Origin of the sequence: Allobosea sp. R86505, assembly GCF_042466375.1 — a bacterium.
Taxonomy (GTDB): domain Bacteria; phylum Pseudomonadota; class Alphaproteobacteria; order Rhizobiales; family Beijerinckiaceae; genus Allobosea.
Genome location: NZ_JAXHPY010000001.1, coordinates 1066447 through 1083981, shown reverse-complemented (window position 1 = coordinate 1083981; position 17535 = coordinate 1066447). Strand labels below are relative to the sequence as shown.

The window sequence follows — 17535 nt, the reverse complement described above, 5'->3', positions numbered from 1 at the left end:
CCGACCCGAGAATCCCGATCAGGAGATGCTCGGGTCGCGCCCGAGCATGACGATTCAGGCCGTCACTTCACGAAATTGCCGCCCAACTCATCCTCGATATGGATGCGGATGATCTCGTCGAAGCTCGACTCCGCCTTGAAGCCGAGCGCGATCGCCCGCTGCGGATCGAAGTTGCGCGGCCAGCCCTCGACGATCTTGTCGATCACAGGGTCGGGCACGCGCTTGATGCGCGCCACGACACCGTCTCCGGCGACCTTGCGCAGCGCCTCGATCTGCTCGGCCACAGTGCAGGAATAGCCCGGCATGTTCAGGGCGCGGCGGGGGCCCACAGTCGCCAGGTCCATGGTTGCGGCATGGAGCAGGAAGTTGACCGCCGAGCGCGGCGAGGCGTGCCAGTGGCGCACCTGGTCCGACACCGGCAGCACCGCGTCGATGCCGTTCAGCGGCTCGCGGATGATGTTGGAGAAGAAGCCCGACGCCGCCTTGTTGGGCGTGCCCGGCCGCACGCAGATCGTCGGGAAGCGGATGCTGAGCCCATCGAAGAAGCCGCGGCGCGAATAGTCCGAGAGCAGCAGTTCGCAGATCGCCTTCTGCGTGCCGTAGCTCGTCAGCGGCGTCGTGAAGAACTCGTCGCCGATCTTGTCGTGGAACGGCGCCCCGAATACGGCGACCGAGGAGGTGAAGACGACACGCGGCTTGTAGCCGTCGCCGGTCAGGCGGATCGCCTCGAACAGGAAGCGCGTCCCGTCGAGATTGATCTTGTAGCCCTTCTCGAAATCGGCCTCGGCCTCGCCCGAGACGACCGCCGCGAGATGCACGATCAGTTCTGGCCGCGAGGCGATCAGCTTCTCAGCCTCGCCCGGCACCGAGAGATCCGAGACGATGGCCTCGAAGGCGAAGGCAGCGCCTTTCGGAGCCTGCGCCGCGACGACATCCTGCGCCGTCACCTTGGCGATCGGCTTAGCCCCCAGTTGCCCGTCACGGGCGAGACGCTCGATGAATTTGCGGCCGGCCATGCCGGCGCCGCCGAGAACGAGAATGTGCATGGGCTTCCTCCCTGTTGTTGTTCTTGTGCGCTCAGAGCGCGAAGCCGCCATCGGCGAGATGAATCTGGCCGGTGGTGTAGCTCGCCTCGTCGGAGGCGAGATAGACGGCGAGCCAGGCGATCTCCTGCGCCGTGCCGAGCCGGGCCATTGGCTGGCGGTCGATGAAGGCCTGCCGCGCCGCCGCTTCCGTGGTCTTGGTCGAGACCGCCAGATCCTTGATGCGCTGGTCGAGCGAGGGCGACTGGATCGTGCCCGGGCAGATCGCGTTCGAGCGGATGCCTTTCTTGATGAAGTCGGCGGCGACCGCCTTGGTCAGCCCGATCACCGCCGCCTTGGTCGTGCCATAGGCGTAGCGGTTCGGGATACCGCGCACGGAACCGGCGCCCGAGGCGATGTTGACGATCGAGCCCGCGCCCTTCTCCAGCATGCCCGGCAGGAACGCCTTGATCGTGCGGTGCATCGAAGTGACGTTGAGGTCGAACGAGAAGTCCCAGGCCTTGTCGTCGGTGTCGAGCACCGTGCCGTGATGGACGTAACCGGCGGCGTTGACGAGGATGTCGATCGTCCCGACCTTCGCCGCGAAGGCCTCGACCGCCTTGTTCGAGAGCACGTCGAGCTTGCGCTTCTTCGCCTTGGGGATGCCCTCGAGCAGCGTGACGTCCTTGTCGGTCGCCCAGACGGTCGCGCCCTCGGCGACGAAGGCCTCCGCGATCGCGCGCCCGATGCCCTGGCCGGCGGCGGTGACGACCGCGACCTTGCCCTTCAAACGTCCTGCCATGCTGTTGTCCTCGCCTTCGCGTTTCTTGGTGGTGACATCAGGCCTGCGCGGCCCTGAAGCTCTCGAGACGGGCCTTCTGATGGCCGTCTGAATCAAAATTGGCGGGATCGAGCCAGGCCTCGAAGGCGGCGTTCACGGCCGGCCATTCGCTGTCGAGGATCGAAAACCAGGCGGTGTCGCGGTTGCGGCCCTTGACCACCATGTGCTGGCGGAAAAGCCCCTCATAGCGGAAGCCGAAGCGCAGCGCGGCGCGCTTGGACGGCTCGTTCAGATTGTTGCACTTCCACTCGAAGCGCCGGTAGCCGAGCGAGAAGCCGTAGCCGCCGCAAAGATGGATCGCCTCGGTGGCAACGCGGGTCCGCTGCAGCTCCGGCGAATAGGTGATGTAGCCGACTTCGAAGACCCCATGCTCGGGGCGGATCTCCATCAGCCAGAGGTGCCCCTTGGGCTTGCCGTCCGCCCTGTCGATGATCGCGAAGGGCACGATGCCCGATTTCGACACCATCATCGCCAGCAACTCGCGATAGGCCTCGCGCGTCTGCGGCGGGTCCGCCGGCATCCACTGCCAGATGTGGTCGTGGCCGGCATTCACGGCCCAAATGTCGTCGAGATGGCGGGCGGGGTCGATCGGCTCGAGCCGGCAGTAGCGCCCCTCCAGCACACGCGCGGGCGGAAAAGGCGGCGCTGTCCAGTTCAGGATCGGGTTGGGCTCGGCCGCAGGGGTCGTATCGCTCATGGTTTGGTCATCTCCTGCCAACCTGTCAGATCGGTCGACACCGTCCAACCCGAACCGAGCTCGGCCGCGATCGCGCCCGCAATCGCCGTGCCTTCGGCCTCCCAGACGCGCTGCTCGGCCTCGCTGGGAAAGCGCGAGCGCGCCTCCTGCTCTTCCTGGTAGATGGCGTCGAATTCATCCATCCAGGCCTCGAGCCGGTCGGCGAGGTCCTCCGACAGGCCCAGATCCTCCGCGTCGGCGGGCTTTCGCCTGCCCTTGGCGTCGAGCGTCCAGAGACCGCTGAGGCCGAGCCAGGCCGGGGCGATGAGGAGCGTGTTGCTCACGAACGCGCCTTCAGGTCTTCGGTGAAGAACGAGTTCAGCGGCGCGGAAGTGCCATTGCCGGCAAAGCCCCGGAAGCTGCCTTCCTCGGCGATCAGCCGCGTCGCCTCGATGAAGGCGGCCCAGGCCGCGCGCGCAAGCGCGCCACCGATCGAAATCCGGCGCACCCCAGCCTTCGCGATGTCTGGAACCGACAATCCGAAATCCCCGTAGACCAGCGCATTGACCGGCCGCCCGCCGGCCGCCGAGACGATCGTCCCAATATCCGCGACCGTCTTCGGGCCGGGCGCATAGAGCACGTCGGCACCGGCCGCAGCATAGGCTTCGATCCGCCGTGCGGCCTCCTTCAGGGGCTCGCCATGACCGGTTAGGTAGCATTCCGCTCGCGCCGTCAGCAGCACGCCGGAGCCGGTCTCGTCGATCGCCTTGCGCGCCGCCTTGATGCGCTCCACCGCGAGCTCGAAGGGATAGAGCGGCTCGTCCTCGCGCCCGGTCGCATCCTCGATCGACAGCCCGGCGACGCCGGTCGCGACGCAGAGCTTGACGTTGGCGGCCACGCCGTCGGGCGTGTCGGCATAGCCGTTCTCGAAATCGGCGTTCACCGGCAAGTCCGGCACCGCCCTCACCATCTCGGCGATATGCGCGAGCATCATGTCGCGCGGCACGTCCTGGTCGGCCCGCCCCTGCGTGAAGGCGAAGCCCGCGCTCGTCGTCGCCAGCGCCTTGAAGCCCTGCCCGCGCAGCCAGCGCGCCGAGCCGAGATCCCACGGGTTCGGCATGACGAAGCAGCCGGACTCGTGGAGCGCGCGAAAGGCATCGACCTGAGGGGAAAAGGCCATTTTAAATCGTTTCAGAGACGCATAGGCAGCCAGAGGCGCATAGTGTCCGCAAAGCGGCGCCTTGTCAGCCCCGGCGCTACGCGCCGCGGGATCGGCGCCGTTGCGTGCGTGGAATGGCGTCCGTTGGCGTCATTCTCGGGCGGCGCATGGCGCCGACCCGAGAATCTCTTGCCGGAGATGCTCGGGTCGAGCCCGAGCATGACGCCGCGCCCAATCAATGATTGTCGCGCGGCACACCGAACTTCTTGTGGATCTTCTGGTACTTGACCGCCGGCTTCAGCACCATGCCCTCGGACAGTTCGCCGACGATCTTGCGCTGGATCTCCTGCCACGGCGTCTGGCTCCTGGGGTACTTGTAGCCACCCGCAGCCTTCAGCGCCGCGCGCCGCTCCTCCAGTTCCTTGTCGGAGATCAGGATGTCGGCCGAACGCTTGTTCAGATCGATGCGGACCCTGTCGCCGGTCACGAGCAAAGCCAGTCCGCCGCCCGTCGCAGCTTCCGGCGAGGCGTTCAGGATCGAGGGCGAACCCGAGGTGCCCGACTGCCGCCCATCGCCGATGCAGGCGAGCGCCGTGACGCCCTTCTTGATGAGATAATCCGGCGGCCGCATGTTCACCACCTCGGCCGCGCCGGGATAGCCGATCGGCCCGACGCCGCGGATGAACAGGATCGAGTGCTCGTCGATCGCGAGCGCCGGATCGTCGATGCGGTGGTGGTAATCCTCCGGCCCGTCGAAGACGATCGCCTTGCCTTCGAAGGCGTTGGGATCCTTCGGGTTCTCGAGATAGCGCTTACGGAACTCCGGGGTGATCACGCTGGTCTTCATGATCGCGGAATCGAACAGGTTGCCGCGCAGGTTGAGGAAGCCCGACTGCGCCTTCATCGGCGCGTCATAGGCCTTGATGACGTTGCGGTCCTCCGCGAAGAAGCCTTCGCAGTTCTCCGCCAGCGTCCGGCCATTGGCGGTGATCGCGGGCTTGATCTTGCCCTTGGCGACGAGCTCGGCGACCACGGCAGGCACGCCGCCGGCGCGGTAGTAATCCTCGCCGAGATACTCGCCGGCCGGCTGCAGATTGACCAGCAGCGGGATGTCGTAGCCGACCGCCGTCCAGTCCTCGTTGTCGAGCGGCACGCCGATATGCTTGGCGATGGCGTTGACCGAGATCGGCGCATTGGTCGAGCCGCCGATGGCGGAATTGACCACGATCGCGTTCTCGAAGGCTTCGCGCGTCATGATCTTGGACGGGATCAGGTTCTCCCAGACCATGTCCACGATGCGAAGCCCGGTGAGATAGGCCATCTCGTAGCGGTCGCGATAGGGCGCGGGGATCGCGGCCGCGCCCGGCAGCGTCATGCCCAGCGCTTCGGCGATGGAGTTCATCGTCGTCGCCGTGCCCATGGTGTTGCAATGGCCCGCCGACGGCGCAGAAGACGCCACCAGATCGACGAAGCCTTTGTAGTCGATCTCGCCGGCCGCCATCATCTGGCGCGCCTTCCAGACGATCGTGCCCGAACCGGTGCGCTCGCCGCGGAAATTGCCGTTCAGCATCGGCCCGCCGGGCAGCGCGATCGCCGGAATGTCGACGGTCGCGGCCGCCATCAGCTGGGCCGGGGTGGTCTTGTCGCAGCCGGTCGTCAGCACGACGCCGTCGAGGGGGTAGCCGTAGAGGATCTCGACCAGCGACAGATATTGCAGGTTGCGGTCGAGGCTCGCCGTCGGGCGCTTGCAGGTTTCCTGGATCGGATGGATCGGAAACTCGAAGGGCACGCCGCCGCGCTCGCGGATGCCGTCACGGACGCGGTGCGCGAGCTCGATGTGGTGGCGGTTGCAGGGCGCGATGTCCGAGCCGGTCTGGGCGATGCCGATGATCGGCCGGCCCGACTGCAGCTCGTCGCGCGACAGCCCGAAATTCATCGTCCGCTCGATATAGAGCGCCGTCATGTCGGCATTGGCGGGGTTGTCGAACCAGGCCTTCGAGCGCAGTTGCTCCGGCTTGATCCGCCGCGGCGCCTTCTTCTTCGTCGTGGCGACCGGGCGGTCCTCGCGCGGCACATTGCCTTCGGGGGTCTTGGCCATCCTCGTTGTCCTCTCGCACGGCGCGGGCACTGACGGCCGCTTGCCGATCTCTGCTTCTACCAATGTGAGACAGGCTCATCATGCCCATCGTCCCCGGCGCGGCAAGAGCCGATCCGGTCGATAGTCATACTATTTACGCAGGCTGCATACAGCATGCAATCATGTCGCAAGTGGCGGCGGCGGTCGCCGGGCGATCCGGTTTGACGCCAGGGCCGGTTTGACGCCAAGAGAAGGCAAGGCCCCCTGAGCGGGCCGCATCGCGACCGATCCCGAGGAAGCCCGCCATGACGCTCCATGTCGTCCCCGCCTTCGCCCGCATCGGCGAGGAGAACGCCTTCGCCGTGCTGGCGCGCGCCACCGAACTCCAGCGCCAGGGCAAGGACATCATCAATCTCGGCATCGGCCAGCCCGACTTCCCGACCCCCGACCACATCGTCGAGGCCGCCGTGAAGGCGCTGCGCGACGGCCATCACGGCTATACCCCGGCCAACGGCATCCTGCCGCTGCGCGAGGCGGTCGCTGCCGATCTGCACAAGCGCTTCCAGGTCGAGGTCTCGCCTGAAAGCGTGATGATCGTGCCCGGCGGCAAGGTCACCATGTTCATGGCGATCCTGATGTTCGGCGAGCCCGGCGCCGAGATCCTCTATCCGGACCCCGGCTTCCCGATCTACCGCTCGATGATCGAGTACACCGGCGCGACGCCGATTCCTGTGCCGATCCGCGAGGAGAACGGCTTCGCCTTCTCAGCCGAGGAGACGCTCGCGCTGATCACGCCGAAGACGCGGCTCCTGATCGTCAACTCGCCGGCCAACCCCACCGGCGGCGTCACGCCCAAGGCCGAGGTCGACAAGCTCATTGCGGGGCTGGCGAAGTTCCCCGATGTCGCGATCATGTCCGACGAGATCTACGACCAGATGCTCTATGACGGCGAGCAGCATGTCTGCCTGCTGAGCTACCCCGAGATCCGGGACCGGCTGATCCTGCTCAACGGCTGGTCGAAGACCTATGCCATGACCGGCTGGCGCATGGGCTGGTCGATCTGGCCCAAGCCCCTCTACGACAACGCCCGCAAGCTGGCGGTCAACTCGCATTCCTGCGTCAACGCACCCGCCCAATGGGCGGGCCTTGCGGCACTGACCGGCCCGCAGGACGCGGTCGCGATGATGCTGGCCGAGTTCGACCGGCGCCGGAAGGCGGTGGTGAAGGGGCTCAACGCCTTGCCCGGCGTCTCCTGCATCGTGCCGAAGGGGGCCTTCTACGCCTTCCCGAACGTCTCGCAGACCGGCTGGAAGGCCAAGAAGCTCGCCTCCGCCCTCCTCGAGGAAACCGGCGTCGCCACCATCGGCGGCCCGGATTTCGGCATCCATGGCGAGGGCTATATCCGCCTCTCCTACGCCAACTCGCTGGAGAACATCGAGCGCGCGCTGGAGCGCATGGGCACGTTCCTGAAGAGCGCGAAGGCCGCATGAGCTTCGGCGGCGCCAGCTACCTCTATCTGGCGGCGGCGATCGTCAGCGAGGTCATCGGGACCTCGGCGCTGAAGGCGTCGAACGAGTTCACGCGGCCCCTGCCGACCGTGATCATGCTCGCCGCCTTTCTCAGCGCCTTCTATTTCCTGACCCTGACCTTGCGGACGATCCCCGTCGGCGTCGCTTACGCCATCTGGTCGGGCGTCGGCATCGTCATGATCAGCATCATCGCGAGGGTGCTGTTCGGGCAGAAGCTCGATGCGCCCGCCATCCTGGGCATGGCGCTGATCGTGGCCGGCGTGCTGGTGATCAATCTCTTCTCGAAATCGACGGCTCATTGAGCAAGGGCGTCATTCTCGGGCGGAGCGCAGCGCAGACCCGAGAATCTCGGGCAGGACGAACCTCCGGCGCTTCATCGGCCTGAGATGCTCGGGTCAAGCCCGAGCATGACGCCATCAGCCTCAGTTCCTGACCGTGCTCGCCGTCATGCCCGGATCGACCTTGAAGCTCGAGGCCTCCAGCACCGCCGTACCGATCATCGTCTTCACCGAGACGCGCACCGGCACCATGACGTTGGTGCCCGCAACCGGCGCCAGCCAGGTGCTGATGTCGCGGTTCTCGATCATGAACTTGGTGCTCGGCCGCTGCGAGCGATGGCCGGCGATCGGCACATAGCGCACCTGGCACACCGCAACCGGGCCGCTATAGCCGTCGAGCTTGACCTCGCGCGTGCCCGACTGGCTCATCTTGATGTCGTAGCGCGCCGCGCCGTCGAAGATCTGGAGCGTCCGGTTGCAGGCGTTGGACAGCCCCTTGCCGACGACCGGCATCAGGAAGGCGCTCAGCGGATCGATCACGTTGCGGCGATGGCCGTCATTGAGCGGCACGCGGTCCGGCTTGGCATCGATCGGAGGCTCGATTGCAACCGCCGCGACGGTGTTGCTGTCGAGCGCCATGCGCACGGTGCGGCTCTCGCTGGAGCTTGCCGAACTGACGGCAAAACTGGTCGGCGAGAGCTTCGTGCCGTTGAGGCTGCCGCTGGCGGCCCCCGAGCCGCGCCCGCCGGTGAAGCCCCCGATCAGGCCCGTCAGCTTGGCGGTCAGGTCGAGCTTGTAGGCGGAGCCCTCGATGCCGCCGGTGAGGTTGGCCGTGCCGAGCGTCAGCCCCAGCAGCGACACGTCGTAGCGCGCGTCGAGCGAGGCGGCCGCTGCGGGAAGCCCGAGGGTCGCGGCTCCGACGGCGAGCATCCACCCGCCCAGGGACGATGCGATGGCGGGTTTCATCCACTTCCTCCATGTTGGGCAGTCAGCGGCAGATGCCAGGATCGAAGAGCGACATGCACGGCGATTCGGTCCGAATCGTGACCCTTTTTGTCGGGGTTGGCGAGCGACAAAGCGCGCTGGCGGGTCAGGCCGCGATCACGGACACGAGACCGCAGCAGTTTGCATGACTTTTCCTTGACGCGCCTGCCGGCCTTGGCTATGCAACCGCGACTTCAATTTGACTTCCGGTGCTCATGTCCGGCACGTCGCGTGTCGGCATTTTTGTTTGAGCCAGCCGGTTGGATTTAGGGAACGATACCATGGCGCGCCGTTGCGAACTGACCGGGAAAGCCACCCAGACCGGCCACCTCGTCAGCCACTCGAACCACAAGACGAAGACCGTGTTCCGTCCGAACCTGGTCAATGTCACCCTGCAGTCCGACGCGCTCGGCCGCTCGGTGCGTCTGCGGATCTCCGCCAACGCCCTGCGCACGGTCGATCACCGCGGCGGCCTCGACGCCTTCCTGGTCAAGGCCCCGGCCTCGGACCTGTCGACGGGCGCCCTGACGCTGAAGCGCGACATCGAGAAGAAGCTCGCCACCGCCTGAGTGGTGTCGCCTCTTCTGCACTGAACGAAGCGGCCGCGAGGCCGCTTTTTTCGTTTGGGGGGACAGCACGACGTCATTGCGAGCGCAGCGAAGCAATCCAGATGGACGCGCTCTACGACGCCTGGATTGCTTCGCTGCGCTCGCCATGACGGCTTTCGTCAGGCGAGAACGAATTCCAGCAGTACCGTCCGCTGCAGGAACGAGAAATTGTCGTCGGAGATCAGCGTGAGCACGGTCTTCGCGCCCTCCTGATGCACCGCGAGCCCCTCCATGTTGTCGATCTCCTGGCCGAGATCGGCCTCGATCAGGACAGGCCCGTCGAGCAGCGCGCCGGGCTTCAGGCTCGCTCCGGGAATGCGGCGGATCCGCATGCCGACGCCGCGCAGCGTGCGATACCAGCGCTCCAGCAGCAGAATGTCGCCATCGGGCAGGAAGGCGAGGTCGGTGATGTCGAAGCCGCCATGCCTGATCACCCTGAACAGGCCGGGCTGACGGCCGAGGATGACGCCCAGCGTCGGCTCGTCGTCCGAGCCCGAGCGCTCGGCGATGGCGACGATCGCGCCCGCCAGCGGCTGCCCGGGCGGCACCACGCCGATCGCCTCCAGCCCGCGATTATCCGGCAGGCGCTTGACCTCGCGTGGCACCGGCGCCAGTTGCGCCCGCGCCGTCACCCCCTTGCCGGCCCAGTCGAAGCGCAGCACGTCATGGGTCCGCTCGACGCCGAGATAGGCGATGCCGTCGGCGATGCACAGGCTCTCGGTGTCGTAGTAGCGCGAGCGGTGCAGCGGCTTGCCTGACGTGCCGAGGATCGGGGAGAGTTCCGCACCCTCGAGCCCGGTCAGGCGGCCGTTGCGCGAGGTGAGCGTGCCCGTCAGCCAGAAGCCGTTGTCGGTCACCGCGACGAGATCGGTTCCGCCCGGCCCGCGCCAGAGTCCCGACAGCCCGCCGAAGCGCGAATGGCTGCCGGTGAGCACGAGCCCGCTGCGGAAGGTCAGCTGGCCGAAGCGCGTCTTCTCAGGGCTGCGCGGCTCGAAGGCGGCGATCGGCCGCGCCGAGACGGCGACGGGGATGCTGCCGGTGTCGGGAGGCGCAGCGAGGGCCGGACCGGTAGCGGCGACCGCCCCCAGGCCGGCCAGTGCGGCACGGCGGGTCAGGCGCATGGCAGCAAAGCGCCGGAAGGGACGGAAGCCCTCACATCCGCCGCCGCGACCCGCCCGAGGACTTCGCGTTCAGTCCCGCATCCTCCTCGAAGAGTTCGGCGAGCTTCTCGGTCATCACCCCGCCGAGCTCCTCGGCATCGACGATGGTGACGGCGCGCCGGTAGTAGCGGGTGACGTCGTGGCCGATGCCGATGGCGATCAGCTCGACCGGCGAGCGCGTCTCGATCTCGGCGATGATGTGGCGCAGATGCCGCTCGAGATAGTTGCCGGAATTCACCGACAGCGTCGAATCGTCGACCGGTGCGCCGTCCGAGATCACCATCAGGATCTTGCGCTGCTCCGGGCGCGCCAGCAGGCGCTTATGCGCCCAGTCCAGCGCCTCGCCGTCGATGTTCTCCTTGAGCAGGCCCTCGCGCATCATCAGGCCGAGATTCTTGCGCGCCCGCCGCCAGGGCGCATCCGCCGCCTTGTAGATGATGTGCCGGAGATCGTTGAGGCGGCCGGGATTGGCCGGCTTGCCTGATTGCAGCCAGCTCTCGCGCGACAGCCCGCCCTTCCAGGCGCGCGTGGTGAAGCCGAGCAGCTCGACCTTGACGCCGCAGCGCTCCAGCGTCCGCGCCAGGATATCGGCGCAGGTGGCGGCGACCGTGATCGGCCGTCCGCGCATCGAGCCGGAATTGTCGATCAGCAGCGTCACCACCGTGTCGCGGAAATTGACGTCCGATTCCTGCCGGAAGGAAAGCGGCTGGTAGGGGTCGATGATGATGCGTGGCAGGCGCGCCGGATCGAGCGCGCCCTCCTCCAGGTCGAACTGCCAGGAGCGGTTCTGCTGCGCCATCAGTCGCCGCTGCAGCCGATTGGCGAGCCGCGCCACGACGCCCTGCAAATGCGCCAGCTGCTTGTCGAGATAGGCCCGCAGCCGGGTCAGCTCCTCGGCGTCGCAGAGGTCCTCGGCGGTGACGATCTCGTCGAACTTCTGGGTGTAGGGCTTGTAGTCGGTCTGCGGCCGGTCGTTGGCCTTGCTCTCGCGCGGGCGCGGCGCCTCGCCGGCCTCGTCGGCCTCGGAGTTCTCGTCCTCCTCGTCCCAGTCTCCCGAGGGCGCGTCGGAGGCTTCCGTCGCCCCCTCCTGCAGTTCCTCGGTCGCGTCGTCGGAGACCTCGACCTCGGAGCGCTCTCCGGCGCTCTCCTGCTCGGCCTCGCCGTCCTGCTGCTGCTGCTCGTCGGAGGACTGGTCCTTGTCGTCCTCGTCCTCCTCCGAGTCCTCGCCCTGCGCCGTCTGCTCGGCCATGTCGAGCGAGGCCAGCATGTCGCGCACGGTGCGGGCGAAGGCGCGCTGGTCCTCGACCGCCTTGCCCAGCCGGTCGAGATCGGCGCCGGCCTTGGCCTCGATCTGCTCGCGCCAGAGATCGACCAGCTTCTCGGCCGCCTTGGGCGGCTTCAGGCCGGTCAGCCGCTCGCGCACCATCAGCGCCAGCGCATCCTCGAGCGGTGCGTCGGCCCGGTCGGTGATCTCCTCATAGCGGCCGCCACGGTGGTAGCGGTCCTCCAGCATGGCGGTGATGTTGCCGGCCATGCCGGCCATCCGCCGCGCGCCGACGCATTCCACCCGCGCCTGCTCGACGGCGTCGAAGACGGCGCGCGCGGCGTCGCCTTCCGGCGCGGCGCGGCGATGCACGCTGGCATCATGGCAGGCCAGCCGCAGCGCCATCGAATCGGAATGGCCGCGCAGGATCGCGACGTCCTGCGCCGTCAGCTTGCGCGGCGGCTCGGGCAGGCGGGCGCGCTCGCCGACGAGCGAGGGTTTGTCGGCCGCGAAGACGATCTCCATCTCCGGCTTGCGGGCGATCGCCTTCATCGTCGAGGAGATGGCCCGCTTCAGCGGCTCCGCCGGCGCTTCCTTGGTCGTTCCGGGCTTGCGGTTGGAGATGCTCATAGCGCCTTCGCGAAATGGTGGATCCGGTGGCCCGCGACGGGATAGTCCTCCATCACGCCGCAGGGCTTATAGCCGAGCCTGGGATAGAACTGCGGCGCCTGGATGCTCATCGTACTCAGATAGACGCCCCGCGCGCCATGCTCGCGCGCGGTCGTCTCAGCCAGCGCGACCAGCGCCTCGCCATGGCCGGCGCCGCGATGGGCATCATCGATCCAGAGCAGATCGATGTGGAGCCATTCCCATTTCAGCTCCCCGATCAGCCCGCCGACGATCGTGCCGGCCTCGTCGCGCAGGCTGAGTGCCAGCGGTTCGCTGTTGCGCGGCCCGACCCTCGCGGCGTTGTAGGCGCTCAAGCCCGCGACCACGGCCTCCCTCGTCGCCGCGACATCGCTCTCGCGCTGGAGGGTCGCCATGGCGGGAACGGCCGTCAGCTCAGGACCACGTTCGCCGCGCTCTCCGGCAGTTCTTTGCCGAAGGAGCGCTGGTAGAACTCGGCCACCAGCGTGCGCTCCATCTCGTCGCACTTGTTCAGGAAGGTGACGCGGAAGGCGAAGCCGACATCGCCGAAGATCGCGGCGTTCTCGGCCCAGGTGATGACCGTGCGCGGGCTCATCACCGTCGAGAGATCGCCGTTCATGAAGGCGTTGCGGGTCAGGTCGGCGACGCGGACCATCTTGTCGATGACACTGCGGCCTTCCGGCGTGCCCTGGAAGTGCTTCGACTTCGCCAGCACGATCTCGACCTCGTTGTCATGCGGCAGGTAGTTCAGCGTGGTCACGATCGACCAGCGGTCCATCTGGCCCTGGTTGATCTGCTGCGTGCCGTGATAGAGGCCCGACGTGTCGCCGAGGCCGACCGTGTTGGCGGTGGCGAAGAGCCGGAAGGCGGGGTGGGGACGGATGACGCGCTTCTGGTCGAGCAGCGTCAGCTTGCCGGACTGCTCCAGCACGCGCTGGATCACGAACATCACATCCGGGCGGCCGGCATCGTACTCGTCGAAGACCAGCGCGATGTTGTTCTGCAGCGCCCAGGGCAGGATGCCGTCCTGGAACTCGGTGATCTGCTTGCCTTCCTTCAGCACGATCGCGTCCTTGCCGACGAGATCGAGGCGGGAGACGTGGCTGTCGAGGTTGACGCGCACGCAGGGCCAGTTCAGGCGGGCCGCGACCTGCTCGATATGGGTCGACTTGCCGGTGCCGTGATAGCCCGAGATCATCACGCGCCGGTTATGGGCGAAGCCCGCCAGGATCGCGATCGTGGTGTCGTGGTCGAAACGGTAATCGGGGTCGAGATCGGGCACATGGGCCTCGGTCGTCGAATAGGCCGGCACCTCCAGATCCGAATCGATCCCGAAGGTCTGGCGCACCGACAGCTTCATGTCGGGCAGGCCGGCGGCAGTCGTCGTTGTCATCATCAAGTCTCCGGGCGTGGGAGCGTGGCCGGGGAAGACCGGTTGTCCCGACGCCGACCGAGGAGGGAGGCAATGCCTCCTAATTAGAGGCAAAGCCCTGGACCGGCAATTCGCAAAGCGCCGGGTCGGCACTACGCGGCAGGCATGCCGGGCATCGCAAGAGCCATGCCGCCGGCGGGTCGTCAGCCATGGGCCCGCGCCGCCAGGAGGCGTGTCAGGAGGCCGGCCACCCGGCCGGCGCCATCGAGATCGATCGTCGGGCGCGCAGGCGCCTCGCGGTCCAGTGCCGCCGTGACCGCGGCCGCCAGATCGGCGGGACGGGCCGGCTGCGGGCCCGACAGCCTCAGGCAGTGCGCCAATCGCGCCTTTTCCATCGCCTCGGCACGGATCGCCTGCTCCGTCTCGGCGCCCTCGTCGAAGGGCACGACGATCGCCGGCCGGCCCGCTGCGACGAGGTCGAGCACGGTGTTGTAGCCGGCCTGGCTGATCGACAGCGCCGAGCGCGCCAGCAGGGCCGGAAAATCCGCTCGCGCGCGCTCGACCGTGACGTTGGGCGAGGCTGATTGCCGCAGTACGGCGAAATCGCTCTCCGCCACGCCCTTGCCGACGAGAATGCGCCAGCGGCGCGAGGGCTCGCAAAGCCGCGCCGCCGCGAGGCAGAGCCGGAACAGCGGCAGCGCGGCGGCCGAACCGCCACCCGAGACGACGACCTCGCCCGCACCCTCGCCATCGGCCGATGCGGGCGCAGTCACCGGCGGCGGCGCCAGATAGCCCGTATAGTGCAGCCGCGCCGCCAGGGCCGGCGAAACCGGCCAGGAGGCCTCCAGCGGCAGGAAGTTCCGGTCGCCATGGACGAGCACGCCGTCGAACAACGACGACAGGCGCTGCTCCGCCTCGGCGATCCGGTCCGGGCGCGGCGTCACCAGCACGTCCCGCACCGAGGCCAGCACCATGGCGGACGGGTTCGCGGACCTCGCCGCGGTGATCAGCGTCAGGAATTCCTCCGCCAGTTGCCGGCGGCCGAAGGGGAAATGCTCGGTCACGACGACATCGGGCTTCAGCGTCGTCGCCAGCGCGGCGAGCATGGCCCGGCGCCGCGCCAGCCGGCCTGCCTCGATCGGAGCCCCCGCCTCGTCGAGCAGATTGCGGAAATCCAGCCCCTCGACCTTGACCGGCGGCAGTTGCACGAAGGTGAAAGCCTCGCCCGTCATGTCGCGCAGCGGCATCCCGCCGCTCGCCAGCGTCACCGCGAATCCAGACTCGGCCAGGGCCCGCGCCAGCTGCGTCGCCCGCACCAGATGGCCGCTGCCGAGCAGATGCGTCACCGCGATCAGGACGCGCGCTGGGCCCCTCTCGACGCTCACGGCACGAGCCCCGCCGAGGCGCGCAGCCGCGCCGCGATCCTGTCCAGCCCCGCCGCGGCCGAGAAGGCGCCCGTCAGGCGGGCCAGCGCCGCCTCGCCGAGCGCGGCCCGCCGGTCCGGCGCCTCCGCGAGAGCGGCGAGCGCCTGCGCCAGGGCCGCGACGTCGCCGGGCGGCACGAGCAGCCCCTCGACGCCATCGCGCACGAACTCCGGAATCCCTGCGAAATCGGTGGCGACGATCGGCAGGGCCTGGCTCGCCGCCTCCATCACCACATTGGGCAGCCCGTCGCGATCACCGTCACCGGCCTTGCGCGAGGGCAGCACGAAGAGATCGGCCTCGCGCAGCGCGGCGATGACATCGCCCTGCGCCTTCGGCCCGGCCCAGGTCACGCGCTCTCCGAGCCCCAGCGCTATGGCCTGAGCCTGCAGCGCCTTCAGCCTCTCGCCGCCACCGATATGCGTCAGCCGCCAGTGCAGCCCGGCCGGCAGCCGCGCCAGCGCCGCCAGCAGATCGTCAAAACCCTTCTTCTCGACCGCCCGGCCGATGGTGACGATGCGGACAGGGTCGGCCGGGTCGCTCCCGTCGCGCGGTGGGCGTGGAGGCGGCGCCGGAAAGCGGCCGAGATCGAGCCCGTGATAGACCAGCGCGACCTTGTCGGGCCGGTCGGCCAGGCGCTGCAGTTCGCGGTGGCCGTCCTGCGTGCAGGTCACGCTCCAGGCGGCGTCCGCGATCTTCTCGCGCTTCTCCCAGTCCGGCGTCGTCCAGATGTCCTTGGCATGGGCCGAGAACGACCAGCCGATGCCGCGCAGCAGGGCGGCGTAGCGGATCACCGAGGCCGGCGTGTGCAGATAGTGGACATGCAAATGAGCCGTCCCGGCCGGCAGCTCGCGGGCCATCACGCAGGCCTGGCCGAAGCGGCGCAGGCGGTTGCGCGTGCGATCACGAGCGATGTCGCGCAGAAAGACCGGCAGCAGCCGCAGCAGGCCGGGGCGCAGCAGCGCGCCGAGCACGCCGCGCAGAACGCGTCCCGGCTCCTCGTGCAGATATTCGGGCAGGTAATGCACCGGCACGCTGATCTGGTCGTGCATCAGGTGGCGCGCGGCATCGGTCGGGCGCCGCAGCGACCAGATCGCGAAGGGCAGGCCGCGCTGCTGCAGGCCGAGCAGTTCCTGCGCGATGAAGGTCTCCGAAAGGCGCGGATAGCCCTTCATGGCAATGGCGATACAGGGTTCCCTCATCGCCGGCCGATCAGCATGAAGCGGGTATAGTTCTTCGTCGGCAGCGCCCCGGCGAAGAGCGTCTCCGACAGGCCGGCCTGCGCCTGGAACGCTTCCAGCGAGGGCACGCAGCTGCGATGGTCGGGCTCGCGGACATAGTCGTTCGACTGCAGCAGCAGCGGCAGCCCCCGCGGCAGCGCGGCAAGCCAGCCCGGCACGTCCGCCAGATGCTCGCAGCTCGTGTTGATCACCAGGCCGGGCTTCGGTTGCTGGGCGGCGAAATCCAGCGTCGTCATGTCCGCCGTCAGGGCGCTGAAGCGCCCGTTGGCGACATGGCGGCGGTTCAGCCGCTCGGCGACATCAGCGCAAGCCGGATCGAGATCGACGCTGACGACAGCGGGAATGGCCAGCCGCTCATCGTCGAGGAGCAGCGCGCCCAGCACGCCGTACCAGGCGCCGAGCACCCAGACCGGGCCGTCGGGACGCGGCAGAACCTCCGCCAGCGCATCGACCAGCCAGCGCTTCGAGGCGATCTGCTTGTGGTTGAAGGCGATCCAGAGATCGGGCGGCATCCCGTCGGCGACGAGGCGAGCGAGATCGCCGACGACGCTGTTGCCGGTCAGGGCTGCGACGCCGCGCAGAATGTCATAGAAGGCGTCGGGCGGCGCGTCGGACGTCATGTCGTTTCGGAAACGGGGATCGAAGGTGGCGGGACCATATGCAAGCGCGCCCGCAAAGGCCAGCGGGGCCGGCCCGGCTGCGGACGCCCTCGCCGGCACCCGCCTGCCGCATCTCGCGAGCCCGGCGGCGGCGCTGCGGCAGGTGCTGGCGGCCCATGCGGTGCGCCGCTGCCCCCATGTCCTGGAGATCGGCGGCGCCGGCCTGCCGATCACCGGCTTCCTGACGCACCAGCCCGCCAGCGTGACGGTGGTGGATCCGAAGATCCCCGCCCATGAAGCGGATGCGCTCAACGGCGCACCCTGCCGGCTGCGCCACATCGCCGCCAAGCTGCAGGAGGTCGCGCTCGCGCCGCCCGGTCCCTATGCGCTGGTCCTGCTCGGCCTCTCGCTCAAGCCCTTCGGCCGCCGGGGCGCGGTGTCGCCCGAACTGCTCGCATTGGCGGCGGGCGCCACGGTTCTGGTGATCGACTACGCGCTGGAGCTGGAACGGGCGCAGGGGCAGATCGGCGGCCTCACCGGAACGCGGACAGACGCTCCGGCGATCGACCTCTCCCTGACGATCCATGACGAAGCGCTGCGGGCGGCCGGCTTCGACCGCAGGCGCTTCCTCGTCTACGGCGCCGCCTGAAGCAGAG

18 protein-coding genes are annotated in these 17535 nt (G+C 68.2%); 4 read left to right on the top strand and 14 right to left on the bottom strand.

Going from position 1 to position 17535, the window contains the following annotated elements; translation table 11 throughout:
- Positions 1-62: 62 nt before the first annotated feature.
- The 6 genes from denD to SJY11_RS05225 form a co-directional block, all read right to left on the bottom strand.
- Positions 63-1046, bottom strand: coding sequence for a D-erythronate dehydrogenase (gene denD, locus SJY11_RS05250; protein WP_376985388.1), 984 nt, complete (start codon positions 1044-1046; stop codon positions 63-65).
- Positions 1047-1077: 31 nt separating this feature from the next.
- The gene (locus SJY11_RS05245; RefSeq protein WP_326909917.1) at positions 1078-1824 is read right to left on the bottom strand and encodes an SDR family oxidoreductase; all 747 of its coding nucleotides are present in this window, start codon (positions 1822-1824) and stop codon (positions 1078-1080) included.
- Positions 1825-1861: 37 nt separating this feature from the next.
- Positions 1862-2560, bottom strand: a complete 699-nt coding sequence (locus SJY11_RS05240) for a GNAT family N-acetyltransferase (protein WP_376985386.1) — start codon at positions 2558-2560, stop codon at positions 1862-1864.
- Positions 2557-2883, bottom strand: coding sequence for a hypothetical protein (locus SJY11_RS05235; protein ID WP_376985384.1), 327 nt, complete (start codon positions 2881-2883; stop codon positions 2557-2559). Before SJY11_RS05235 ends, SJY11_RS05240 begins: the two co-directional genes overlap by 4 nt.
- Entirely contained in the window at positions 2880-3719 is an 840-nt protein-coding gene (locus tag SJY11_RS05230; protein WP_376985382.1) for an isocitrate lyase/PEP mutase family protein, read from the bottom strand. The genes SJY11_RS05235 and SJY11_RS05230 overlap by 4 nt, the downstream gene beginning before the upstream one ends.
- Positions 3720-3933: 214 nt before the next feature.
- Positions 3934-5796: an IlvD/Edd family dehydratase gene (locus SJY11_RS05225; RefSeq protein WP_376985380.1), complete on the bottom strand. Its 1863-nt coding sequence runs from the start codon at positions 5794-5796 to the stop codon at positions 3934-3936.
- A gap of 284 nt (positions 5797-6080) precedes the next feature.
- Here SJY11_RS05225 and SJY11_RS05220 point away from each other — a divergent pair, with 284 nt between their 5' ends.
- Complete coding sequence (locus SJY11_RS05220) at positions 6081-7265, top strand: pyridoxal phosphate-dependent aminotransferase (protein WP_376985378.1); 1185 nt, start codon at positions 6081-6083, stop codon at positions 7263-7265.
- The gene (locus SJY11_RS05215; RefSeq protein WP_376985377.1) at positions 7262-7606 is read left to right on the top strand and encodes a DMT family transporter; all 345 of its coding nucleotides are present in this window, start codon (positions 7262-7264) and stop codon (positions 7604-7606) included. Before SJY11_RS05220 ends, SJY11_RS05215 begins: the two co-directional genes overlap by 4 nt.
- A 120-nt stretch (positions 7607-7726) precedes the next feature.
- Here the strand turns inward: SJY11_RS05215 and SJY11_RS05210 are convergent, their stop codons facing one another.
- On the bottom strand, positions 7727-8548 hold the full coding sequence (locus SJY11_RS05210) for a DUF3108 domain-containing protein (protein WP_376985375.1): 822 nt from the start codon (positions 8546-8548) through the stop codon (positions 7727-7729).
- 299 nt (positions 8549-8847) lie between these two features.
- Here SJY11_RS05210 and rpmB point away from each other — a divergent pair, with 299 nt between their 5' ends.
- Complete coding sequence (gene rpmB, locus SJY11_RS05205) at positions 8848-9135, top strand: 50S ribosomal protein L28 (protein WP_326909933.1); 288 nt, start codon at positions 8848-8850, stop codon at positions 9133-9135.
- A gap of 158 nt (positions 9136-9293) precedes the next feature.
- Here the strand turns inward: rpmB and SJY11_RS05200 are convergent, their stop codons facing one another.
- The 7 genes from SJY11_RS05200 to SJY11_RS05170 all read right to left on the bottom strand — a co-directional run bounded on the left by SJY11_RS05200 (position 9294) and on the right by SJY11_RS05170 (position 16900).
- The gene (locus tag SJY11_RS05200) at positions 9294-10295 is read right to left on the bottom strand and encodes an esterase-like activity of phytase family protein (protein ID WP_376985372.1); all 1002 of its coding nucleotides are present in this window, start codon (positions 10293-10295) and stop codon (positions 9294-9296) included.
- Between the two features lie 31 nt (positions 10296-10326).
- Complete coding sequence (cobT, locus tag SJY11_RS05195) at positions 10327-12228, bottom strand: cobaltochelatase subunit CobT (protein ID WP_376985370.1); 1902 nt, start codon at positions 12226-12228, stop codon at positions 10327-10329.
- On the bottom strand, positions 12225-12641 hold the full coding sequence (locus tag SJY11_RS05190) for a GNAT family N-acetyltransferase (RefSeq protein WP_326909939.1): 417 nt from the start codon (positions 12639-12641) through the stop codon (positions 12225-12227). Before SJY11_RS05190 ends, cobT begins: the two co-directional genes overlap by 4 nt.
- Before the next feature lie 14 nt (positions 12642-12655).
- A complete protein-coding gene (gene cobS, locus SJY11_RS05185; RefSeq protein WP_326909941.1) occupies positions 12656-13642 on the bottom strand; it encodes a cobaltochelatase subunit CobS in 987 nt (328 codons plus the stop codon).
- A 179-nt stretch (positions 13643-13821) separates the two neighbouring features.
- Complete coding sequence (locus tag SJY11_RS05180; RefSeq protein WP_376985367.1) at positions 13822-15003, bottom strand: glycosyltransferase family protein; 1182 nt, start codon at positions 15001-15003, stop codon at positions 13822-13824.
- Positions 15000-16241, bottom strand: a complete 1242-nt coding sequence (locus SJY11_RS05175; protein ID WP_376985365.1) for a glycosyltransferase — start codon at positions 16239-16241, stop codon at positions 15000-15002. Before SJY11_RS05175 ends, SJY11_RS05180 begins: the two co-directional genes overlap by 4 nt.
- Positions 16238-16900 (bottom strand): class I SAM-dependent methyltransferase, encoded by a 663-nt coding sequence (locus SJY11_RS05170; RefSeq protein WP_376985363.1) that lies wholly within the window; start codon positions 16898-16900, stop codon positions 16238-16240. The genes SJY11_RS05175 and SJY11_RS05170 overlap by 4 nt, the downstream gene beginning before the upstream one ends.
- Positions 16901-16925: 25 nt before the next feature.
- Here SJY11_RS05170 and SJY11_RS05165 point away from each other — a divergent pair, with 25 nt between their 5' ends.
- Positions 16926-17528, top strand: a complete 603-nt coding sequence (locus SJY11_RS05165) for a hypothetical protein (protein WP_376985362.1) — start codon at positions 16926-16928, stop codon at positions 17526-17528.
- Positions 17529-17535: the final 7 nt, after the last annotated feature.